This is a genomic window from Arthrobacter sp. NPDC093128 (assembly GCF_040683875.1).
GTDB lineage: Bacteria > Actinomycetota > Actinomycetes > Actinomycetales > Micrococcaceae > Arthrobacter.
The window spans coordinates 60,934-81,648 of record NZ_JBFBEY010000016.1; the positions used below are offsets into that span (position 1 = coordinate 60,934).

The 20,715-nt window shown below is 67.1% G+C and carries 19 protein-coding genes and 6 tRNA genes; 18 read left to right on the forward strand and 7 right to left on the reverse strand.

What is annotated here, in order from left to right; genetic code table 11:
* Window position 1: 1 nt before the first annotated feature.
* Together AB0N24_RS18780 and AB0N24_RS18785 are read right to left on the reverse strand one after the other, a co-directional pair.
* The gene (locus AB0N24_RS18780) at window positions 2-883 is read right to left on the reverse strand and encodes a cytochrome (RefSeq protein WP_364127436.1); all 882 of its coding nucleotides are present in this window, start codon (window positions 881-883) and stop codon (window positions 2-4) included.
* 116 nt (window positions 884-999) lie between these two features.
* A tRNA-Val gene (locus tag AB0N24_RS18785) sits at window positions 1,000-1,074 on the reverse strand.
* 284 nt (window positions 1,075-1,358) lie between these two features.
* Here AB0N24_RS18785 and AB0N24_RS18790 point away from each other — a divergent pair.
* The 6 genes from AB0N24_RS18790 to AB0N24_RS18815 all read left to right on the forward strand — a co-directional run bounded on the left by AB0N24_RS18790 (window position 1,359) and on the right by AB0N24_RS18815 (window position 2,396).
* Window positions 1,359-1,431: transfer RNA gene (locus AB0N24_RS18790), tRNA-Gly, on the forward strand.
* A 46-nt stretch (window positions 1,432-1,477) separates the two neighbouring features.
* A tRNA-Cys gene (locus AB0N24_RS18795) sits at window positions 1,478-1,548 on the forward strand.
* A gap of 41 nt (window positions 1,549-1,589) precedes the next feature.
* Window positions 1,590-1,664, forward strand: a tRNA-Val gene (locus tag AB0N24_RS18800).
* A 57-nt stretch (window positions 1,665-1,721) separates the two neighbouring features.
* Window positions 1,722-1,794, forward strand: a tRNA-Gly gene (locus tag AB0N24_RS18805).
* A 65-nt stretch (window positions 1,795-1,859) separates the two neighbouring features.
* Window positions 1,860-1,934: transfer RNA gene (locus AB0N24_RS18810), tRNA-Val, on the forward strand.
* Between the two features lie 195 nt (window positions 1,935-2,129).
* Window positions 2,130-2,396 carry an antitoxin gene (locus AB0N24_RS18815; RefSeq protein WP_364127439.1) on the forward strand — a complete coding sequence of 89 codons (267 nt, stop codon included), beginning with the start codon at window positions 2,130-2,132 and terminating at the stop codon, window positions 2,394-2,396.
* A gap of 130 nt (window positions 2,397-2,526) precedes the next feature.
* On the opposite strand, the gene zapE is transcribed toward AB0N24_RS18815, so the two are convergent.
* Window positions 2,527-3,564, reverse strand: a complete 1,038-nt coding sequence (gene zapE / locus AB0N24_RS18820; RefSeq protein WP_364127441.1) for a cell division protein ZapE — start codon at window positions 3,562-3,564, stop codon at window positions 2,527-2,529.
* Window positions 3,565-3,783: 219 nt separating this feature from the next.
* Here zapE and AB0N24_RS18825 point away from each other — a divergent pair, with 219 nt between their 5' ends.
* Genes AB0N24_RS18825 through ybaK form a run of 3 tightly spaced genes read left to right on the forward strand, consistent with a single transcriptional unit; the run spans window position 3,784 to window position 5,699 of the window.
* Window positions 3,784-4,695 carry a sulfurtransferase gene (locus AB0N24_RS18825; protein WP_364127444.1) on the forward strand — a complete coding sequence of 304 codons (912 nt, stop codon included), beginning with the start codon at window positions 3,784-3,786 and terminating at the stop codon, window positions 4,693-4,695.
* Between the two features lie 10 nt (window positions 4,696-4,705).
* Window positions 4,706-5,167, forward strand: a complete 462-nt coding sequence (locus AB0N24_RS18830) for a SufE family protein (RefSeq protein ID WP_364127447.1) — start codon at window positions 4,706-4,708, stop codon at window positions 5,165-5,167.
* Between the two features lie 19 nt (window positions 5,168-5,186).
* Complete coding sequence (gene ybaK, locus AB0N24_RS18835; RefSeq protein WP_364127450.1) at window positions 5,187-5,699, forward strand: Cys-tRNA(Pro) deacylase; 513 nt, start codon at window positions 5,187-5,189, stop codon at window positions 5,697-5,699.
* Here ybaK and AB0N24_RS18840 read toward each other — a convergent pair.
* On the reverse strand, window positions 5,683-6,966 hold the full coding sequence (locus AB0N24_RS18840) for an alpha/beta fold hydrolase (RefSeq protein WP_364127597.1): 1,284 nt from the start codon (window positions 6,964-6,966) through the stop codon (window positions 5,683-5,685). The two genes, ybaK and AB0N24_RS18840, sit on opposite strands and share 17 nt — an antisense overlap.
* A gap of 163 nt (window positions 6,967-7,129) precedes the next feature.
* Between AB0N24_RS18840 and AB0N24_RS18845 the strand changes: the two genes are divergently transcribed.
* The 9 genes from AB0N24_RS18845 (at window position 7,130) to AB0N24_RS18885 (ending at window position 17,356) form a co-directional block, all read left to right on the forward strand.
* On the forward strand, window positions 7,130-7,621 hold the full coding sequence (locus tag AB0N24_RS18845) for a hypothetical protein (RefSeq protein WP_364127452.1): 492 nt from the start codon (window positions 7,130-7,132) through the stop codon (window positions 7,619-7,621).
* A 14-nt stretch (window positions 7,622-7,635) separates the two neighbouring features.
* Complete coding sequence (gene msrB / locus AB0N24_RS18850; protein WP_364127453.1) at window positions 7,636-8,124, forward strand: peptide-methionine (R)-S-oxide reductase MsrB; 489 nt, start codon at window positions 7,636-7,638, stop codon at window positions 8,122-8,124.
* A 164-nt stretch (window positions 8,125-8,288) separates the two neighbouring features.
* Window positions 8,289-9,704: a DUF6421 family protein gene (locus AB0N24_RS18855; protein WP_364127456.1), complete on the forward strand. Its 1,416-nt coding sequence runs from the start codon at window positions 8,289-8,291 to the stop codon at window positions 9,702-9,704.
* The gene (locus tag AB0N24_RS18860; RefSeq protein ID WP_364127459.1) at window positions 9,701-10,426 is read left to right on the forward strand and encodes an SDR family oxidoreductase; all 726 of its coding nucleotides are present in this window, start codon (window positions 9,701-9,703) and stop codon (window positions 10,424-10,426) included. The genes AB0N24_RS18855 and AB0N24_RS18860 overlap by 4 nt, the downstream gene beginning before the upstream one ends.
* Before the next feature lie 37 nt (window positions 10,427-10,463).
* Window positions 10,464-11,552, forward strand: a complete 1,089-nt coding sequence (locus AB0N24_RS18865) for a low specificity L-threonine aldolase (RefSeq protein ID WP_364127600.1) — start codon at window positions 10,464-10,466, stop codon at window positions 11,550-11,552.
* 61 nt (window positions 11,553-11,613) lie between these two features.
* A complete protein-coding gene (locus tag AB0N24_RS18870; protein ID WP_364127462.1) occupies window positions 11,614-12,264 on the forward strand; it encodes a DUF3000 domain-containing protein in 651 nt (216 codons plus the stop codon).
* A 57-nt stretch (window positions 12,265-12,321) separates the two neighbouring features.
* Entirely contained in the window at window positions 12,322-13,653 is a 1,332-nt protein-coding gene (locus AB0N24_RS18875) for an HRDC domain-containing protein (protein ID WP_364127465.1), read from the forward strand.
* 269 nt (window positions 13,654-13,922) lie between these two features.
* The gene (locus AB0N24_RS18880) at window positions 13,923-15,188 is read left to right on the forward strand and encodes an acetyl-CoA C-acyltransferase (protein WP_364127603.1); all 1,266 of its coding nucleotides are present in this window, start codon (window positions 13,923-13,925) and stop codon (window positions 15,186-15,188) included.
* Window positions 15,185-17,356 (forward strand): 3-hydroxyacyl-CoA dehydrogenase NAD-binding domain-containing protein, encoded by a 2,172-nt coding sequence (locus AB0N24_RS18885; RefSeq protein WP_364127468.1) that lies wholly within the window; start codon window positions 15,185-15,187, stop codon window positions 17,354-17,356. Before AB0N24_RS18880 ends, AB0N24_RS18885 begins: the two co-directional genes overlap by 4 nt.
* Window positions 17,357-17,446: 90 nt before the next feature.
* On the opposite strand, the gene AB0N24_RS18890 is transcribed toward AB0N24_RS18885, so the two are convergent.
* Genes AB0N24_RS18890 through AB0N24_RS18900 form a run of 3 tightly spaced genes read right to left on the reverse strand, consistent with a single transcriptional unit; the run spans window position 17,447 to window position 20,638 of the window.
* Window positions 17,447-19,012: an ATP-binding cassette domain-containing protein gene (locus AB0N24_RS18890; protein ID WP_364127470.1), complete on the reverse strand. Its 1,566-nt coding sequence runs from the start codon at window positions 19,010-19,012 to the stop codon at window positions 17,447-17,449.
* Entirely contained in the window at window positions 19,009-19,812 is an 804-nt protein-coding gene (locus tag AB0N24_RS18895; RefSeq protein WP_364127473.1) for an energy-coupling factor transporter transmembrane component T, read from the reverse strand. The genes AB0N24_RS18890 and AB0N24_RS18895 overlap by 4 nt, the downstream gene beginning before the upstream one ends.
* A gap of 4 nt (window positions 19,813-19,816) precedes the next feature.
* A complete protein-coding gene (locus AB0N24_RS18900; RefSeq protein ID WP_364127476.1) occupies window positions 19,817-20,638 on the reverse strand; it encodes an ECF transporter S component in 822 nt (273 codons plus the stop codon).
* Between the last annotated feature and the right edge of the window lie 77 nt (window positions 20,639-20,715).

A 20,715-nucleotide genomic window follows, 5' to 3' on the forward strand; every position in this document is an offset into this window, starting at 1 on the left:
GCTACCTTCCGGGCACAGCCTGCAGTGCGGGCGCTGGCACGGGCAGCGACGGCGGCGCCACCGGAAGCAGTGCCGTGCCGGCGCTGACCGTGTCGGCAGACATCTCCCAGACCCGGCGGAGGGAGCAGAACTTCCACCAGTGGTGCTTGAGCACATCCGGGTTGGCCCGCATCGGCCGGACCTCGGTTTCGCCCACGGCTACCGCCAGCAGCACCGGGGAATCACCGTGCTTCCACGGCTCCCACTCCCCCGCGACGGGATCAACCAGGCTTTCCTCGGCTTTCATCCCTGCCACCAGCTGCATCACCACTTTGTCGTCCAGCGGCTTGACGGTGCCGTCGCGGGTGGTGCCCTTGGTCTTGTAGTCGATGATGCAGGTCCTGCCGTTGATCTTTGCCACAAGGTCAAGGGTGCCCGCATAGCCCACTGTTTTGTTCCAGACCGTGACTTCCGGGGCGATGGGCTCCACACCAAAGAGTTCCCACCACTCATCGAAGCGGGCAGCAAAGGCTTCCTCGCCGTTGGCCGTCAGCGCCTCCCGCATTTCCTTCATCTGGTGGGGCCGGCCGAGGGCCCTGAGCGCAACCTGTTCGCAGTAGTTGTGCACCCGGTCCCCGCGCTTGGCGGCGTCGTCGCGGTAGGTTTCTGCTGCTTTGGCTGCCCGGCTGACCGCCTGGCGGACTTTGGCCGGACTTCCCAGGATGGCGGGGAGCGCCGGATCGTTGGCAAGGCTGTTCGCCCCCATGTACCCGAACCAGCCGTCAAGGCCGTGCGGCTGCTGGCCGATGACCGTCGTAATGGACGGAACGGAGAATGCGTCGGATGTTGAGCGTGCATACATCCGCCCGTATTCCGTGGCGTGGGCGAGGAGTGGATCAGTCATGCAAATACTCTTTCATGGAGGGCTGACAGGAATACGTGCGTGAAGTGCCGACGGGACCGGGCCGCCCGAAAAGCGAAATGGCCCGTCCCGCTGATTCAGCGGAACGGGCCATTCATTGGTGGGCGATACTGGGTTCGAACCAGTGACCTCTTCGGTGTGAACGAAGCGCGCTACCACTGCGCCAATCGCCCCAATGCCATTGAATGCTAGCCCACCCCGGCGGCATTTGGAAATCGGGCCGTTCGATGCCGGCGCAGCGTCCGATTGCGTCGCCTAAGCATGAGTGACACCAGTCGGGGCGCCCGCTCTAATTACACCCCTGTAATTAGTAAAATCCGCTAGATTTCAAGGAAGCGGAGCCATCGCACGTCGTCGGCGCGCTCCCGATTTGTAAGTTCCCTGAACCTCCTATAGAGTTCTTACTCGTTGGAACGCGAGGAAATGCCGAATGCGGCACGGAAATGCTGACAATAATGCGGACGTAGCTCAGCTGGTAGAGCACCACCTTGCCAAGGTGGATGTCGCGAGTTCGAATCTCGTCGTCCGCTCGCAGGACACTGTCAAGGCAAAGATTCCCAGGAATCTGGCTTACACGGTGGGTTGGCCGAGAGGCGAGGCAGCGGCCTGCAAAGCCGTATACACGGGTTCGAATCCCGTACCCACCTCGGTGAAAACCTTGGTTTCCGGTTAACCCCGGAGAACATTTGGGCGATTGGCGCAGCGGTAGCGCGCTTCCCTGACACGGAAGAGGTCACTGGTTCGATCCCAGTATCGCCCACCAGAGCAAGGAAACTTGCTTGTTGTTGAACGGCCGGTCGCACCGGTACGTGCTTCATGTGCGGACGTAGCTCAGCTGGTAGAGCACCACCTTGCCAAGGTGGATGTCGCGAGTTCGAATCTCGTCGTCCGCTCTCTTTTCTTTAATGTCGCAACACCCCGGCCACGCCGGATGTTCCCGCCGGATTCTTCCGGGCGCGGGCGATTGGCGCAGCGGTAGCGCGCTTCCCTGACACGGAAGAGGTCACTGGTTCGATCCCAGTATCGCCCACCACAAAGCAGCTCTCCGGAGCTGCTTTTTTGTTGCCCGAATCCGCCGCCCCAACCCTGATTAGGGCATCAAGGCCCTGGACGGGCCCTTGTCCTGCCGTCGGCCCTGCCGCTGGCCCTGCCCTTGGCACACCCAGGGTACGGGGCTAGGATCGAAGGCGGAGGAGCGATCTGGCTCCGCGACAGAAGGGAGGTGCCCGTGGGTATTCTTGACGATCTGAAGGGCAAGGCTCAGCGACTGGTCGGTGGCAATGAACAGGCCATCAAGGACGGCATCGATAAAGCCGGTGATTTCATCGACTCAAAGACCGGCGGAAAGTACGCCGACAAGATCGATACCGTCCAGAAGGGCGCAACCGGCCTCGTGGACAAGGTCGACCCGAAGCCGGACACGGCTCCTGTCGAAGAACCTCCCGTCGCCGGAGAGCCACCTGTAGCCGGGGAACCCCGGCAGCAGGGCCTCTAACCCAGGAACGTCAGCGAGGTGCCGGTCCCGCCGTGAGGCGGCGCCGGCACCTTTGGCGTTTAAAGGATGTGCCTAGGCGCGGCGTTCAAGGGCGGGTTCAAGGGCCGTATTCAACGGCCGCGTTCAACGGCTAGGACGGTTCGTGGTTCTGCCCCTCGCGGGCCAGTGCCGTCAGCCGGGAAACCGCCCGGTAGTACTTCTTGGTGTAGCCGCCGGTCATCATCTCGTCGGTGAAGAGCTGGTCAAAGGGGACGCCGCTGGCAAGGATGGGGACATCCTTGTCATAGAGCCGGTCCGCCAGCACCACGAACCGCAGGGCAACGGCCTGCTCGGTAATGGTTTCGACGTCACGCCACACCACGCCTTCGATCCCGGCCAGGAGCTGCCGGTACCGGCTGGGGTGGACACCAGCAAGATGGTTGATCAGGGTCTTGAAGTCATCCCGGGCCACCGTCTTGCCGTGGAACTCCGCCTGCATGTGGTGCGTCAGGTCTTCGTTCTTCAGGGGCGCCGGCGCTGCCGGGAGTCCGCGGTGGCGGAAATCCTCGCCGTCGATCCTGACGACGTCGAACTGGTCTGCCAGCACCTGGATCTCGCGCTGGAAGTCGACGGCGGCGAAACGTCCGTCGCCGAGCGACCCTGGAAGCGTGTTCGAGGTCGCGGCGAGCTTGACGCCGGCGTCGGCCAGTTCCCGCATCAGCCGGGACATCAGGACCGTGTCGCCCGGATCGTCGAGCTCGAACTCATCGATGCACACCAGCTTGTAGTGGCTGAGGGCTTCCACCGTCTTGCGGAACGAGAGCGCGCCGACGAGGTTGGTGTATTCAACGAACGTGCCGAAAGCCTTGGGGCCCGGGGACGCGTGCCACAGGGACGCCAGGAGGTGGGTCTTGCCCACGCCAAAACCGCCGTCGAGGTAGATGCCCGCGCGGGAATTGTCCTTCTTCGCAAACAGCTTCTTGAACAGACCGGAACTGCCGTTGGCTCCGACACCGTCCGCGAAGGACGACAGCGCGGTCACTGCTCCGGCCTGGCTGGGCTGTGAGGGGTCCGGCCGGTAGCTGCCGAAGGAAACCTCCCCGAAGCGCGACGAGGGATAAAAGCCCTTGAGGAGTTCATCCACGGAAACCGCCGGTGTCCGCGCGGAGAGCTGTTCGATCTGTACCAAGGTGGTCCGTTCTGCTGGTCTCGTGTCCCCAGAAAGGATACCGGCAATGCGGCGCCGGCTTCATAGGGCGGAGAGTCCACGTGACGAAGGCCATATTTCCCTCTGTGAACGCAGGGGAGCAATACCGCCGGGGCGTGGCTAGTGTTGGAACTGGCCCGGCCGCAGCGACGCCTCCCGGCGGCATGGGTCCCCTGACCGTTTCAGTGAAAGGCCATCCCTATGTCCTACCCCGTTGAACAGAATGAAAAGTTCGCCGAGTACGCGAACCCGGAACGCCTTGTGTCCACCGAATGGCTCGCAGAGGCCATTGAAAACGGCGCCGTCGCCGACGGCAAACTCGTGGTGGTCGAGTCCGATGAGGATGTCCTGCTCTACGAAACCGGCCATATCCCGGGCGCCGTCAAGATCGACTGGCACACCGACCTGAACGACGAGGTCACCCGCGACTATGTTGACGGCAAGGCGTTTGCGGCCCTTGCGGCTGCCAAGGGCATCTCCCGTGACTCCACCGTGGTCATCTACGGCGACAAGTCCAACTGGTGGGCCGCCTACGCCCTTTGGGTCTTCACGCTCTTCGGCCACGAGGACGTCCGCCTGCTTGACGGCGGCCGTGACAAGTGGATCGCCGAAGGCCACAAGCTGACCACGGACGTCACTCTCCCCTCCCCCGCCGAATACCCTGAGGTGGAGCGCAACGATGCCCCGATCCGCGCTTTCAAGGAAGACGTGCTGGCGCACTTCGGCAAGCCGCTGATCGACGTCCGCTCCCCCGAGGAATACACCGGCCAACGCACCCACATGCCTGCGTACCCCGAGGAGGGCGCCCTGCGCGGCGGCCACATCCCGACGGCTGCCTCGATACCCTGGGCCCGCGCGGCGGCCGGCGACGGCACATACCGCAACCGGGGCGAACTGGAAGCCCTCTACCTCGGCGAAGCCGGCCTCACAGCGGGCGACGACGTCGTGGCGTACTGCCGCATCGGCGAGCGTTCCAGCCACACCTGGTTCGCCCTGAAGTACCTGCTGGGCTTCGACACCGTGCGTAACTATGACGGCTCATGGACCGAGTGGGGTAACGCCGTTCGCGTGCCGATCGCCAAGGGTACCGAGCGCGGCACGGTACCGGCGTAAACTGGACTCGATGAGTAACCAAGCCCTTCCCGCCGCACTGGCGGAAATAGTTGACGACTTCCAGGCCCTTACCGAACCCGAGCGGCTGCAATTGCTGCTGGAGTTCTCGCAGGGGCTCCCTGAGCTTCCGGACCGGTTGAAGGACCATCCGGAACTGCTGGAGCAGGTCGTGGAGTGCCAGTCGCCCCTGTTCCTGACCATTGAGACGGAACGGCCGGATGCCGGTTCACCGGAAAACTTCCGGCTGTTCTTCAAGGCGCCGCCGGAAGCCCCCACCACCCGCGGCTTCGCCGGTGTCCTGCACGAGGGACTCGACGGCCTGACGGCCCCCGAGATCCTGGCGGTCCCGGACGACATGCCTGAGCTCCTGGGGCTCACGCGTGCCATCACTCCCCTGCGTATGCGGGGCATGACAGCCATGCTGGGTCGAATCAAGCGCAAGGTCGCGGCCTCCGCCGCACTTAAAGCCTGAGCCGGAAGGCCCAGGCAGCGTGGCACGCAAACAGGTGTCCCAGGGAACGCCGGCTACAGCAGCACTCGCTGCAGCCGGCGTTCCTTTTGTGCTGCATCCGTACGCCCACGACCCCTCAGCCGCCAGCTACGGCTTGGAGGCCGCCGAGGTACTGGGCGTGGATCCGGCCAAGGTCTTCAAGACGCTCATGGTGGAGGTCGACGGCAGGCTCGCGGTGGGGATCGTCCCGGTCAACGGAAACCTTGACCTGAAAGCCATAGCCGCTGCTCTCGGCGGCAAGAAGGCCGCCATGGCGGATCCGGCCACGGCCCAGCGCAGGACCGGCTATGTGCTGGGCGGGATTTCCCCGCTGGGCCAGCGCCAGCCTTCCCCCACGGTCCTGGATGAGAGCGCCGTGGGCCAGGACAGCATCCTGGTCTCCGGCGGCCGGCGCGGCCTGGACATAGAGCTGGGTCCGGACCACCTGGTGCGGCTCACCGGTGCAGTTACGGCCCGCATCGGGACCGGGCCGAAAGCTACTCCGGACCGTTAGCGGCAGGGCCGGCGGTTGTCCCGGGGGCGTCCGTTGCGGGGCGCGGTCCGGCGTCATCGCTCTCCCGGGAGCGGGAACCCGGATTGGCCCGCGGGGCCAGCTGCCGCCGCAGCCACGCGGTGACCAGGCCTTCCCAGCGCTCCGGATCGACATTCCATTCCTTGGTGTGCCGGGCGTCCCGGAAGGTCTCGAAGGTGACCATCTCCGGGTTTTTCTCCGCGATGGTTGCTGAAGGTCCGTAGGGGACATATTCGTCGTCGACACTATGCAGGATCAGCGTGGGGGTCCTGAGTTCCACGGCCCGGGAGATCCAGTCCATCGACTTCAGGTCCACCGGTGCCGCCAGCCCGGTCAGGCGGCGGCCCAGCGGGTGGCTCATCATCAGCTGCCCGTAGCGTCCCACCGCGGACGGGATGCGGTTCAGCTGCGCATGGTGCGCCAGGACATTGACCCAGTCCACCACCGGCGCGTCCAGCACCATGGCCCGGATACGCTGGTGGTGCCGGGAGAGGTCGGCCGTCTGCAAACAGATCGCGCCTCCCATGGACCAGCCAAACAGCACCACTTCCTTTGCGCCATTGGCGACGGCGAAGCTGATCGCTGCCTCGACGTCGCGCCATTCGGTGGAGCCCAGGCCGTAGCGCCCGTCGGGGGCCGACGGCGCCAGGCCGTCGTTGCGGTAAGAGATAACCAGGCTTGTCATGCCAAGCTCCTGTGCCGGCCGCAGGGCGCGCAGGCATTCCTGCCGGCTGGCGCCGCGGCCGTGGACCATGATGGCCCAGATGTCCGACGACGGCGCCCCGCGCACCAGCCAGGCCGGCGCGGTCCCGCCTTCAACGTCAATCTGTACATCCTCGGCCGACAGTCCGATGGAAGCCGCATCCGGGTAGGCGGCGCCGCTCCAGTAGCCGCGGCGGGCGGTGGTGAGGTCGCCGGCATAGACCGCTTCGACCTCGCGCAGGACGGTGCGTTCCGCAGGTGAGTACGAAATGATCCTGCCGATCCGTGCGTGGCCGCGGCCGCCGTCGAAAAACAGCCCGTAGACGCCCTGCACGGTGGCGTCATCTGTCGCAGCAAGGATGACCTGGAGGCCGCCGGGGGCACGGATGACAGCCAGCACCTCCTGGTTCTCGTCCCGGACCCGCACCGGAGTGATGACCCGCCGGGCAAAGTAAAGGGCGAGCGCCGAGGATCCGGCACCCAGCAGGCCAGCGGCGGCTCCTCCTGCGATGACGCCCCCCAGGGCCCACTTGGCGCTCGAGGACATGCCGGCTTCAGGGGTGGCCGGTGCCTTACCCGTTGCCAGGGGCGGATTCGCTGTGGTGGCCGGGCGCAGCCCCGGAATGGATGCCATGGATCCATTCTTACTGCTGCGGGCCCTCCCGGACGAAATCCGTGCGGGAAGGTCAGGCCGGGACTAGGCTGAGGACATGAGCGATCCAATCGTCATTCTGACAGAAGAGCCGCTGGGTGCGGACGACCGCGTGAACATCGAACGCCTGGTGGACGGGGGTGACGCGCCCCTGGTCGTGCTGGTGCCGGCCAACACCGAACGGCACCTCCTGGTGGACTTCCTCGAAAACCTGTCCCTGTTGGACGTCGCGAAGGCGTTCCGGGAGCTGAGCTCGCATTCCCCGGACCCTGCATCCGAACGGGCCGCCGCCGCCGAGACCCTGGCGGTGTCGCTCAACGCGCTGGCCGGGATCGGCAGCGGGGTTACCGGCGAAGTAGTGGACGGGGGCGCCGTCCAGGGCCTGGTGGCCAAGGTCAAGGAACTCGGAGCAGGCCAGGCTGTCGTTATTACCCGCCCGCACGCCATCGCGGACACCTTCCACACCGACTGGGCCAACAAGGCCCAGGACCAGCTGGGACTGCCCGTGCTGCACCTGTACGCAGGTTCGGGATTTATCGGGGACTCCTGAGCGTTGTTGAAGCTATGAGCATCTTTAGCAACAGGCCAAAAGTCGCGCCCGTCCCGTCCCCCGACGCCGCATCCGGAACCGAAAACGCCACTCCGCCGGTTGAAAAGACAGACGAGGAATGGCGCCGGGAGCTAACTCCGGAGGAATACCGGGTGCTCCGCCAGGCCGGGACCGAGCGTCCCTACACGGGCGAATACTGGGATACGCACACGGCGGGTGTCTACAACTGCCGCGCCTGCGGTGCGGAACTGTTCACCAGCAATGAAAAGTTTGATTCCCACTGTGGCTGGCCGTCATTCTGGGCCCCGCTTGCAGACGGCACCGTCCGCTACATCCATGACCGGACCATGGGCATGGACCGGGTGGAGGTCCGCTGCGCCAACTGCGATTCCCATCTGGGCCACGTGTTCGAGGGCGAGGGTTACGGCACCCCCACAGACCAGCGCTTCTGCATCAACTCCGTCTCGCTGAAGCTGGTTACGGCGGACGACTCCGCCAAGTAGTCCGTTCCGCCAGGCAGCCACGCCCACCGCTGTAGCTGGGGCGGGCTTCATGAGCCACTTGCCCAAGACTTACTTATGCTCAGGCATATTTTGCATTAGAGGATCTGTTTGCTTGCTACGCTCGCCGTAGAAGCTCCAAGCAACCAGAAAGGCGATCGCCGACGATGACTACGACCGCTCTCACCGCCCCCGCCCCGCTCACCGAAAACCACCCGGAGTGGGTGCGGCTCAAGGCCGCCGCCACCGCCCTGCAGGCTCTCCAGGCCCAGGACGGGTCGGTGCCCGACGCCGCTGAGCATGTGGCCGCAGCCGGACATGTCAGCACTATCACCGCAGCGGTGGAGGCCCTCTCCCCTGAGTTCCCGCACGACGCCCGGTACCTTGAACTCCTCGTCCGCGACTTCGGCCGGTGGGCCGCCGGCGGCTTCGGCGTGCCGGATTTCCTGGATTCGCTGCTCGCCTTCCAGCCGCAGCAGCACCGGATCAACGGACTGCGGCACCTGGTCGTTTTCCCCATGTACACGCAGAACGGCAGCAGCAGCCGCCTCGTCGAGGCCGTCCTCATCGAGGTCATCTGGCCGGAGTTCATAGCCGGCCTCGAGGAGGGCGAATACTCCAACAAGCTGTTCGTTCCGATCCGGTTCCTGGACTTCACCCCGGGCTACAACACCAACTCGGCCGTGCTGTTCCCGGAAACCGTCGCGGTCCGGGAAACGCCCACCTTCACGTGGGGCGCCATCTTTGCGGACCGCGAGGCCGCCCGCTTCCGCCGGGTCCTCCGGGCGGCCGCCGACATCACCCGCCTGGAACTGCCGGCCGAAGCCGCGGAGCTCCTCGAAAACCAGAAGCTCACCCAGGAAACCTTCGTGATGTGGGACCTCATCCACGACCGCACGCACATGCGCGGCGACCTGCCGTTTGATCCCTTCATGATCAAGCAGCGCATGCCCTTCTTCCTGTACTCCCTGGAGGAACTCCGCTGCGACCTGACGGCCTTCCGGGAATCCGTGAAGATCGAAAAGGACGAAGACGCCGACCCGGAAGCGCGCCGACACGCCAAGCTGGTCCAGTACGCCGTCATCTTCGACCGGATCTTCCGCTTCGCCATCACCGGCAGCCGGGTCCGCAACTATGACGGCCTCGGCGGACAGCTGCTGTTTGCCTGGATGCACCAGCACCGTGTCCTGCACTGGACCGACAGCAAGCTCAGCATCGACTGGGATGAGGCTGCCGACGTGGTGGTGGAGCTCGGCGCCCGGATCGAGGAGCTGTACTGGCGCTCGATCGACCGCCCCAAGGCGGCCCACTGGCTCGCGGCCTACGAGCTGATTTCCGGAACAGTCACACCCCACCCGGCCTCCGTCTGGGCCAAGGGGCCCGCTGCCCTCCCGCTGGACGGACCGCCGCGCGGCCTGACGGACCAGGTGCTCGACGACGAATTCCCGCTGTCCATGTTCTACGAGGCACTCGAAAAGAAGATGCGCCCGGTCATCGAATCCACGGCCGGCATCACAGGGACGTCGGACACCGGAGCAGCGACGGACGACGGCGGCTCCACCCGGGCACTGAACGCCGGATGAGTGCCGGACGCCCATTAAACGTTGTGGTCACCGGCGGCAGCGGACCGTCCGGGATCGCCACTGCACGTGCATTGCGCGAAGCCGGCCATACGGTCTTCACGGTCGGTTCGGACGGGCCCCGGATCGGGGCTGCCGCTGCGGAAGCAGGTGACGGCGTCGTTCCGCTGCCCTGCGACCTCGCCAGCCTGCCGGATGTCAGGGCACTGCACGCCACGATTTCCGGCAGGGCCGGAAGGGTCGACGGCGTCATCCACCTCGTGGGCGGCTGGCGCGGCGCCAGCGGCATCACGGACCAGACTGACGAGGACTGGGACTTCCTGGAACGCGGCGCCATCACCACCCTGAGGAATGTGACGCGGGTGTTCTACGACGACCTAGCGGCCTCCGACACCGGCCGTTTTGCCATGGTTACCTCCACGGCAGTAGCCACCCCGACGGCGGCCGGCGCCAGCTACGTTGCGGCCAAGGCCGCCGCCGAAGCCTGGACCCTGGCGGTGGCCGAGGGCTTCAGCACGGAATCCCGCAGCGGGAGCGGCGAACAGCACGGCGCCGCGGTCATCTTTGTCGTCAGAGGCCTCGTGGACCCCGGAATGCGCGCGAAGTCCCCCGGCCGCAGCTTCCCCGGCTATACCGACGTTGCGGACCTGGCCGCCGCCGCCGTCGGACTCTTCACCGCCCCCGCGGCGGAACTGAACGGCCAGCGGCTGCTCCTTAGCCGTTGACCGCGGACATCCCTAGACTGAAAGCGTGACCAAAGCGATGACAACCACAGTTGAAACTGCCCCTGCCGCCACCGCGGCACGGCTCCATGACCCCGCCGTCCGGGGCTTCGCCTCCGACAACTACTCAGGCGTCCACCCCGAAGTCCTGACGGCCCTGGCAGCAGCCAACGAGGGGCACCAGGTCTCCTACGGCGAAGACGATTACACCGCACGGCTGCAGGTTCTGATGGAAGGGCACTTCGGCGCAGGCATCGAATGCTTCCCGGTCTTCAACGGAACCGGAGCCAACGTACTCTCCCTCCAGTCCCTGCTTCCCCGCTGGGGCGCAGTGATCTGCGCGTCGACGGCGCACATCAACATGGACGAGAACGGAGCGCCCGAACGGATCGGCGGCATCAAGCTGCTCCAGGTCCCCACCGCCGACGGCAAGCTCACGCCGGAGCTGATCGACAGGGAAGCCTGGGGCTGGGGCGACGAACACCGCGCGCAGCCACTGGCCGTATCCATCACCCAGACCACCGAGCTTGGCACCTGCTACACACCCGAAGAGGTCCGCGCGATCGCCGACCACGTCCATGCCAAGGGCATGAAGCTCCACATGGACGGCGCCCGGCTGGCGAACGCAGCAGCCCACCTCGACGTGCCGCTGCGGGCGTTCACGCGCGACGCCGGTGTGGACATCCTCTCGTTCGGCGGCACCAAGAACGGGCTGCTGTTCGGCGAGGTGGTGGTGGCACTGAACCCGGAGGCCGCCAACGGCCTGGTGTACCTGCGCAAGATGAACATGCAGCTGGCCTCCAAAATGAGGTTCATGTCCGCCCAGTTCATCGCGCTGCTCGAGGGCGACCTGTGGCTGCGGTCAGCCAGGCACGCCAACGCCATGGCTGCCCGGCTGCGCGCTGCCGTGGACGCGATCGACGGCGTGGAGCCCACCCAGAAGACGGAATCCAACGGAGTGTTCGCCATCCTGCCCGAGGGCGTTGCGGACCGGCTGCGGGAATCCTTCCGCTTCTACGACTGGAACGAAGCCGCCCGGGAAGTGCGCTGGATGTGCTCGTTCGACACGAGCGAAGAGGACGTGGATTCGTTCGTCGCCGCCATCAAGCGGGAGCTGGCGGCCGGTTGAGCGGGTGTCCGGGGCGGCGAGCCTGCCGGGATCGGCGCCACATCTTGCGTAACCTGCGAATGTGAACGCACTCGACCAGGTTCCCGCGGAGTTCCTTACCGCGTTGGGATCCCTTCGAAAAGCACGGTGCCGCAGTGAGCTGCACCTGGACGAGATCCCCGCGCCCTCAAGGCTGGCACCCTTTGCGGTGGCCCTTGGCGCTGAGGTCATCGGGCCAGTCCCGCACCCGGCCCCGGCAGCAGTGCACGGGCCGGTTTCCGCGGCGCTCGTCCGCGCCGCCGGCACCGTCGACGATGACAACGAAGAACTCGCTACCGGCCGCTTCATCCTCCTCTACGACCCCGACGGATCAGCGGTGTGGGACGGGGAGTTCCGGATCGTGACCTACATCCGCGCCCAGCTGGAGCCGGAAATGGGAAACGACGAAATGCTCGGCTCGGTGGCGTGGGCCTGGCTCGTCGAAGCGCTGGAGAACCACCGGGCACCCTACCGGGCGGCGGGCGGAACGGCCACCAGGGTCCTGTCAGAGAGCTTCGGCACCCTCTCGGACCGGCCTGGTTCGATCGACATCGAATTGCGGGCCTCCTGGACGCCGGCCGGACCGGATATCCGGTCCCATTTGGAAGCGTGGTCGGACATGGTCTGCACCTTCGCCGGGCTCCCCCCACTGCCGGAGGGCGTGACCGCCCTGCCCCGCAGGCGGCGCAACTGACCATGGCTGGCCACGGCGGGACGCCCTTCAGCGCGATGTCGGTAAACTGAAGGCATCATGACCCCTCAAAATCCGGAACACACCACGGCCGGCGTCCCGGCTGCTGACATTACTCCCCACATCACGGTTGAAGGCTTCGACAGCCTGGTCCCCGAGGTCATCGACCTCGATGCCCCCCGCGACGGAGTGCCGCTCGTTATTGAAACCCCTGCCGGCCTGGAACGCTGCGCAGCCGCCATCGCCGCCGGGACAGGTCCGGCCGGCGTGGACGCGGAACGTGCCTCCGGCTTCCGCTACGGACAGCGTGCCTTCCTGGTCCAGATCCGGCGCGAAGGCTCAGGAACCTGGCTCATCGATCCGGAACCCTTCGGGGACCTGCAGATCATTAACGATGCCCTTGACGGCGTCGAATGGATCCTGCACGCAGCGAGCCAGGACCTTCCGTGCCTTTCCGAGCTGGGCATGTGGCCGCACAAACTGTTCGATACAGAACTGGCTGCCCGGCTGGCCGGGCTGCCGCGGGTAGGCCTCGCGGCCGTCATCGAGCAGCTGCTCGGCTTCGGACTCGCGAAGGAACATTCCGCTGCCGACTGGTCCACGCGCCCGCTGCCCGAACCCTGGCTGCGGTACGCGGCCCTGGACGTCGAGGTCCTCACGGAACTGCGCGAGGAGCTCATCGAGCTGCTCCAGGCCGACGGAAAGCTTGAATACGCCGAACAGGAGTTTGCGGCCATCCTCGCGGCCGGGCTTGCCCCTCCCCGGGTGGATCCCTGGCGCAAGACCTCCGGGCTACACCAGATCCGGGACCGCCGCCAGCTGGCCGCGGTCCGCGAACTGTGGCTGGAACGCGATTCCCTGGCCCGCAAGCGCGACGTTGCCCCCGGCCGGCTCATCCCGGATTCTTCGCTTGTGGCCGCCGCCAAGGCCATGCCCGCCACCGTGCCGCAGCTGCTGGGCACCAAAGGCTTCCACGGCCGGGCCGCACAACGGGAGGCGCCCCGCTGGCTGCGGTGTATCGCCACTGCCCGGACTATGGAGGAACTGCCGCCGCTGCATCTGCCCACGAACGCGCCGCCACCGCCGCGCGTCTGGGCCGACCGGGACGCGGCGGCTGCCGAACGGCTGTCGACTGCCAGGCCGCTGCTGCAGGACAAAGCCGATGAACTGAACCTTCCCGTCGAGAACCTGCTCACGCCCGACTTCCTGCGTCGCGTGGCCTGGCGTCCGCCCGTGGAGCTCAGCGAAGAAGCAATCGCCGAAGAGCTCAGTGAACTCGGCGCCCGCCCGTGGCAGATCGACCTGACGGCGCCCCTGATCACCTCGGCGTTCCTCAATCCGCAGCCGCTGCCTCCGAAGGAACCCAAGGCCGCTCCCGCCGCCGGGAGTTAGCCGCGGGCGTTAGCCGCGGGGCGTCAGGCCAGCTCGCCCTCATCGCATGATTTTCAAGGGCAGGACAGAACGGCAGCAGGGGTCCTTGCCAGCTAAGTTACTCACGAGTAACATTGGGCTTAATGTCGCCCGGACCGCTGCTGCCACTGGCGTGCGTCCGGCATCAATGTCTCGATGAGGAGTATCACGTGAGCCAAGCCCGGAGCAGCGGAACAAACAGCGGAAACCACAGCAGCGGAAACACCCGCACCGTCCGCGACGTCGTCTTTGTGGACGGTGTCCGAACGCCGTTCGGCCGTGCGGGCGAGAAGGGCATCTACGCCGGAACCCGCGCCGATGACCTCGTGGTCAAGTGCATCCGCGAACTGATGCGCCGCAATCCTTCCCTTCCCGCCGACCGCGTCGATGAAGTAGCAATTGCCGCCACCACCCAGACCGGCGACCAGGGCCTCACCATCGGCCGCACGGCGGCACTGCTGGCCGGGCTCCCCCGCACCGTCCCGGGATTCGCCGTGGACCGTATGTGCGCCGGCGCAATGACCGCAGTGACAACCACCGCCAGCGGCATCGCCTTCGGGGCCTACGACGTCGTCATCGCCGGCGGAGTGGAACACATGGGCAACCACCCCATGGGCGAGGGCGCTGATCCCAACCCGCGGTTCATGTCCGAGCGTTTGGTGGATCCCGCAGCACTCAATATGGGCAATACCGCCGAAAACCTGCACGACCGCTTTCCGGCCATCACCAAGGACCGCACCGACGCCTACGCCGTAGCCTCCCAGGACAAGCTGGCAGCGGCCTACGGAAAAGGCCAGATCCAGCCGGACCTTGCGCCGGTGGCCACCATGAAACCGGGCCAGGGCTGGACGGTCAACACCGTGGACGAACCGCCCCGGCCGGGAACCTCCCTCGAGGACCTCGCCGCTCTGCGCACCCCCTTCCGGCCCCACGGCCGGGTCACCGCCGGCAACGCCGCCGGACTGAACGACGGCGCGACGGCGGCCCTGCTCGCCTCCGCCGACGCTGCAGCGGAACTGGGCCTGCCGGTGAAGATGCGCCTGGTCAGCTACGCCTTTGCCGGCGTCGAGCCCGAAGTCATGGGCATCGGGCCGGTCCCGGCCACGGAAAAGGCGCTCAGGAACGCCGGCCTCGGCGTCGGGGACATCGGGCTCTTCGAAATCAACGAGGCGTTCGCCGTCCAGGTGCTGAGCTTCCTGGACCACTTCGGTATTTCCGACGACGATCCCCGCGTCAACCGCTACGGCGGCGCGATCGCCGTGGGGCATCCGCTGGCCTCGTCCGGAGTGCGGCTGATGAACCAGCTGGCACGCCAGTTCGAAGAGGACCCCTCGGTCCGTTACGGCATGACCACCATGTGCATCGGCCTGGGCATGGGCGCCACCGTCATCTGGGAAAACCCGCGTCACTCGGAATACACAGGCTACAGCGGGGCCGTGTTCCCGGCCGACAATTCCACCGCCGAAACTGCCACCACCGAACCTGCCACCACAGAAACCGAAGGAGCCGCAGCATGAGCGCCGCAGATTTCCGCAAGCTTGCCGATCTCTTCCCCGACGAGACCGTCACGCATTCCTACGTCCAGGACATCCAGCTGCCCGCCGCAGGCGGGAAGCCCAGCGCCGGAACCTTCGCCCTGATCACCCTGGACAACGGCCTGGACCACTCCAAGCCCACCACGCTCGGTCCCAACACCCTCGTGGAACTGGGCACGGTCCTCGAAGGCCTCAAGGACCGTGCGGCCCGTGGCGAAATCGTGGGCGTCGGCGTCACCGGCAAGCCGTACTTCCTGGTGGCCGGCGCGGACCTGTCCGCCGTGAAATCCCTCAACAACCGGGACCACGGCCTCTGGATGGCGCAGCTCGGCCACGACGTTTACGCCACGCTGGCCAACCTCGGCGTTCCGAGCTTCGCGTTCATCAACGGCGTCGCCCTCGGCGGCGGCCTGGAGATCGCCCTGCAGTCCACCTACCGCACGGTGTCGACCGGCGCGGGCGCGCTGGCCCTTCCTGAAGCCTTCATCGGCCTGGTGCCCGGCTGGGGCGGCGTTTACATCCTGCCCCGGCTGATCGGGCCGGAGAACGCGGTCAAGGTGATGATCGAAAATCCGCTCAGCAATAACCGCACGCTCACCGGCTCCCAGGCCTTCGGCCTGGGAATGGCAGACGCCATGTTTGAACCCGCCGACTTCGTGGAACAGTCCCTCGCCTGGGCTGCCGGGGTCATCTCGGGCGACGTCGCCCCGGAGCGGCCCAACGCCGTCGACCCCTCCGACCCGGCGGTTGCCGGGCGTTGGGCAGGCGCTGTTGCCGCCGGGCGGGCCTTTGTGGAGTCCAAGACGTCCAATGCCTCCCCCGCCCCGGCCAAGGTGCTGGACATCATGGAGGCCAACAGGACCATGAGCCAGGCGGACTCGGCGGCGCTGGAATGCGAAACGCTGGCCGGCCTCATGCAGACCGATGAGTTCCGCTCCACCGTCTACGCGTTCCTGGACCTGGTGCAGAAGCGCACCAAGCGTCCGGCCGGCGCACCGGACCGCAAGCTGGCCCGCCCCGTGACCAAAGTGGGCGTGGTCGGTGCAGGCCTGATGGCCGGCCAGCTGGCCCTGCTGTTCGCCCGGCAGCTCAAGGTGCCGGTGGTTATGACGGACATCGACCAGGCCCGCGTGGACAAGGGTGTGGGCTACGTCCATGCGGAAGTGGATAAGCTGCTGGCAAAAAGGCGCATCAGCCCCGATGCCGCCAACCGCACCAGGGCCCTGATCACCGGTTCGGTTTCCAAGGAGGCGTTTGCCGACGCCGACTTCGTCATCGAGGCGGTGTTTGAAGAGCTGAACGTCAAGAAGCAGGTGTTCGCCGAGGTTGAGGCGATCGTCTCGCCCGAGTGCATCCTGGCCACCAACACGTCGTCGCTTTCAGTGACGGCCATGGCGGCGGACCTTGTCCACCCCGAACGGCTGGTCGGATTCCACTTCTTCAACCCGGTGGCTGTGATGCCGCTGCTGGAGATCGTCCGTGCGCCCAAGACCGACGACGTAGTGCTGGCCACCGCGTTTGAGCTCGCCAAAGGACTCAAGAAGTCCGCAGTTTTGGTCAAGGACGCCGCCGCGTTTGTGGTCAACCGCCTCCTGCTGCGGCTCATGGGCGAAGTGACGGCCGCGTTCGATGAGGGAACCCCTGCCGAGGTCGCGGACAACGCGCTGCGGCCCATGGGCCTGCCCATGACGCCGTTCACGCTGGGTGCGATGGTGGGGCTGCCGGTGGCGCAGCACGTCCAGGAATCCCTGCACACCGCGTTCGGGGACCGGTTCACGGTCTCACAGAACCTGCAGAAGCTGATCGACAACGGCGTCAAGTCCCTGTGGGCGCCGGAGAAGGGCCCGGACGGCAAGCCGTTCATTCCGGCCGAAACACTGGCGCTGCTCTCCTTCGGCACGTCCCCGTCCACGGGCGGGGAGGTCCTCCGCCGCACGCAGGACGCGCTGGCCGAAGAGATCGGGCTCATGCTGGACGAGGGCGTGGTGGCCGGACCGGAGGACATCGATCTGTGCATGATCCTCGGCGCCGGCTGGCCGATGTTCCTGGGCGGCATCACCCCGTACCTGGACCGCGTGGGCGCCTCGGAACGCGTCAACGGCAAACGGTTCCTGGCCCCGGGCGTCGCCTCCGCGGCGGTGGCGGCCTAGAACCTTACCCAACCAACCGGCGCCGCTGCCCGCACTGACTCCGGTGCGCGCGGCGGCGCCGTTGTGCTGCCCGGGGCCACGGCACCGGCATCATTCTTCCCGCAGCGTGCCGTCCCTCAGCTCCAGGATGCGGTGGGCGGTGGCCCGGGCGTAGGCGAGCTCGTGCGTCACGATGACGACGGCGGCGCCCCGCAGCGCGGCGGCGCCGATGGCCTGGTCGAGGCGTTCGAGGCCGTGGCGGTCGAGCCCCACGGTGGGTTCGTCCAGCGCGAGGAGCGTCGGTTCCCGGGCCAGGACCGTGGCGAGGGCCAGGAGCCGCTGCCGGGACGCCGGAAGTTCATGCGGATGGACCTCCAGCTGGTCCCCGAGTCCGACGGCGGTCAGCGCCGCCAACGCCCTGGTGGGCGCCTCCGGCCCGAACCTCCGGTCCAGGCCGAAGAGCACTTCGCGCAGGACCGTCCGCTCGAACAGCTGGTCGCGCGGGTGCTGGAAGAGCAGGCCCACCCCGTCCGCCACTTTTCCGGTGGGAATGCCGGCGATGTCCGCGCCCCCGATCCGGACGGACCCCCGGTCCGGACGATGCAGGCCGTTGAAATGCCGCAGCAGCGTGGACTTCCCGGCCCCGTTCGGGCCCGTCACAGCCACGATCTGTCCCGCCCGTACGGCCAGGCTCAGATCGGCCAGGATACCGGGACCCTTTCCGCGCCGTCCGGCGGGGAAACCGAAAGCGATCCGCTCCAGCTCCAGAACGGGAGGGGTAGCGTTTCCTGCACAGTGATCATGTTCAGTCCGACGACGCTGGCCGGCCGGGTGCGGGTCAGCAGCCCGGCGGACCGGGCTGAAGCCACCGCCCGTCCGGGCGGGCATCACGACGCCGGATTGCAGCAGCCAGGGGCTGCCCGCCAGCTCGCCGGGCATGCCGCGGGCGGTGACCGTCCCACCGTCGAGCACCAGCCATTGGGTTGCTTCGAGGGCCAGCTCATCCACGGACTGGCTCAGTACGATCACGGCGGTTCCCGAGCCGGTCAAACTGCGGACCAGTGAGCGGAGAGACGCCGCGCCGGCTTCATCCAGCGAACCGAGCGGTTCATCCAGCACCAGCACCCCGGGGCGCGTAATGGCGGCACACGCCACCGCCAGGCGCCGCAGTTCGCCGCCGGAGAGAGTGGCGGGATCGCGTCCCAGCAAGGCAGCCAGTCCCGCTGCGTCGGCGGCGTGCATAACGGCGTCGTGCATCAGGCGCCGGTCCAGGCCGCGGTTCTCGAGGCCGAACGCGAGCTCCTCGGCGACGGTGGACCCCACCGTGGACAACAGGGCGGCCGCATCCTGCGGAACGTAGCCCACGTGTTCGGACCACAGGGAAGGATTGAGGCGCGGGTCGTCCGGGCCGCCGTGAAAAACGATGGGAGCGCTGTCCCCCGCCGCAGCGCCGGCCGCGGTGCCCAGCTGGAGGCTGCCCCGGAACCGGCCGGAGTGTCCGCCGGACAGCCAGCCGGCCAGCAGCCTGCCGAGGGTGGACTTGCCGCTGCCGGAGCCGCCGAGCACGGCAGTGAGCGTGCCCGGCACCGCGTCAACCGCCAGATCCCGCAGGACGGACGCGTCCTCCCCGTGGTAGCTGAATTCCGTAATCCGGGCCTGCAGCAATGGCGGCCTCATCCGGGCATTCCCCCGGGCCACTGAATGCCGGGCCACTGCATGTCAGGCCACCGTATTTCGGGCCACTGTCCGGAGATCCGCAGCGCCACCGCGGCGACGGCCAGCAGCAGGGCGACGGCGCGGAAGGCCCGCTGGGCGGCGGTGTCCGGCACGTCCCGGTAGCTGGTCCGGGCCGCGGCGCCGTTGAAGCCGCGGGAATCAAGGGCCTGCGCCCGGTCGCCGGCCTCCTGGATGAGTGAAAGGACCAGCGGCACCATTTGCAGCCGGGCTGCCGCCAGCCGGGACAGCGGTCCGCCCCGGACTACCAGTCCCCGTGATTCCTGGGCCTGCCGGATCCGGGCCAGCCGCCCGGAGATGGCCGGCGCCAGGGTGAGGGTGGATGCCAACACGTACCCGAACTGCGGCGGCGCGCGGCGTGCTGACATCACCGCCACCAGGTCGGGCACACGGACGGTGAACGAAAAGAGCAGGAACACCACGACGAACGCTGCCGTCCGGGTGCCCATGTCCAGCGCGAAGCCAAGCCCTTCCGTCGTGACGCGGGCCGCGCCCCATTCCGCCAGGACCGTCCGGCCCTCGGGAAAGAACAGCCCGTGCATGATCAACAGGGACAGCCAGAACGGCGCGAGGATCACGGCCGCGGCCGGCGCCAGGCGGCCGCCAACTCCGGCACGCACCGCCAGCACCACGCCGCCAAGGATCACGGCGAGGGACACGGCCCAGCTGGATGCCGCCGTCGTGATCGCCGCGGTGGCTGCTGCCGCCGCCAGGGCGGTCAGGGGGTTCAGGCGTGCCGGCACGGAATCAGGCGCCCGGCGTTTCCTGCTTCTTGCCGGCGAGGACTTTGAACCGCCGCACAAAGGCGAACTGCAGCGTCGTCCTGCGCGGCAGCGCGTACACCAGCAGCGCGACGACGGTGAACACAATGGCCTTGTCCATGGGATCGGAAATCAGCGCCTGCTTGGTGATCGCTGCGAGGAGCGTGTCGCCCATGGCCCGGAAGGCACCGACAATCGCGCCGGTCCCGGCGCCGGACGTGCCGCCGAAGACGAACGCCGCGATGGGTGCGGAGACGACGCCGGCCAGGATGCCCGTCACGAAACCGGCCACCGGGGCCAGGTAGAAGCGGCGGAACATTCCGTGGCGGGCAGCCAGCCCCGCCAGGAAGCCGATGAGCGCCGCCCCGGCCGCGAAGGGCAGCACTGTGGGGTTGATGAAGGACCAGACGATGCTGCTGAGGGCGCCCGTTGCGGCGCCCGCGGCCGGGCCGGCCAGGACGGCGATGAGCACGGTGCCGATCGCATCGAAGTAGAACGGCAGGCCGGTGGATCCCATGATTTGTCCCAAGGCGATGTTGAGGACCAGTGCCACCGGAATCAGCACCAGGGTGGACGTGGGAAGGGTTGGCAGCACTCCGATGATCAGGAGGATGGCTCCCAGCAGGAACCCGCCCAGGGCCACCAGCGTGGACCCGCTGGCCAGTCCGTTGGTGATGTCCGCGGGCTGCGTCAGGACAAGGAAAATGAAGGTGGCCGCAATGGACACCGCGCCGAGCACCTCAAGCAGGCGACGGCGGCGGGCCGTCCGCTGTCCGGGCGCGGGCAGGATCAGGGACTGCTGTGACATGGTTGTTCCTTTGGCTGTGGGCTGCGCTCCGCGGGTACACCGGTACCGGGATCGGCAAACGTGCGCCTATGTCACCT

What these genes read in the sequence shown, in the direction of transcription:
- AB0N24_RS18780 (WP_364127436.1), bottom strand. Translation starts at nt 883, where the DNA reads ATGACTGATCCACTCCTCGCCCACGCCACGGAATACGGGCGGATGTAT.
- AB0N24_RS18825 (WP_364127444.1), top strand. Translation starts at nt 3,784, where the DNA reads ATGTCCTACCCCGTTGAACAGAATGAAAAGTTCGCCGAGTACGCGAAC.
- AB0N24_RS18830 (WP_364127447.1), top strand. Translation starts at nt 4,706, where the DNA reads ATGAGTAACCAAGCCCTTCCCGCCGCACTGGCGGAAATAGTTGACGAC.
- AB0N24_RS18840 (WP_364127597.1), bottom strand. Translation starts at nt 6,966, where the DNA reads ATGTCCTCGAGCGCCAAGTGGGCCCTGGGGGGCGTCATCGCAGGAGGA.
- AB0N24_RS18845 (WP_364127452.1), top strand. Translation starts at nt 7,130, where the DNA reads ATGAGCGATCCAATCGTCATTCTGACAGAAGAGCCGCTGGGTGCGGAC.
- msrB (WP_364127453.1), top strand. Translation starts at nt 7,636, where the DNA reads ATGAGCATCTTTAGCAACAGGCCAAAAGTCGCGCCCGTCCCGTCCCCC.
- AB0N24_RS18855 (WP_364127456.1), top strand. Translation starts at nt 8,289, where the DNA reads ATGACTACGACCGCTCTCACCGCCCCCGCCCCGCTCACCGAAAACCAC.
- AB0N24_RS18860 (WP_364127459.1), top strand. Translation starts at nt 9,701, where the DNA reads ATGAGTGCCGGACGCCCATTAAACGTTGTGGTCACCGGCGGCAGCGGA.
- AB0N24_RS18865 (WP_364127600.1), top strand. Translation starts at nt 10,464, where the DNA reads ATGACAACCACAGTTGAAACTGCCCCTGCCGCCACCGCGGCACGGCTC.
- AB0N24_RS18875 (WP_364127465.1), top strand. Translation starts at nt 12,322, where the DNA reads ATGACCCCTCAAAATCCGGAACACACCACGGCCGGCGTCCCGGCTGCT.
- AB0N24_RS18885 (WP_364127468.1), top strand. Translation starts at nt 15,185, where the DNA reads ATGAGCGCCGCAGATTTCCGCAAGCTTGCCGATCTCTTCCCCGACGAG.
- AB0N24_RS18890 (WP_364127470.1), bottom strand. Translation starts at nt 19,012, where the DNA reads ATGAGGCCGCCATTGCTGCAGGCCCGGATTACGGAATTCAGCTACCAC.
- AB0N24_RS18900 (WP_364127476.1), bottom strand. Translation starts at nt 20,638, where the DNA reads ATGTCACAGCAGTCCCTGATCCTGCCCGCGCCCGGACAGCGGACGGCC.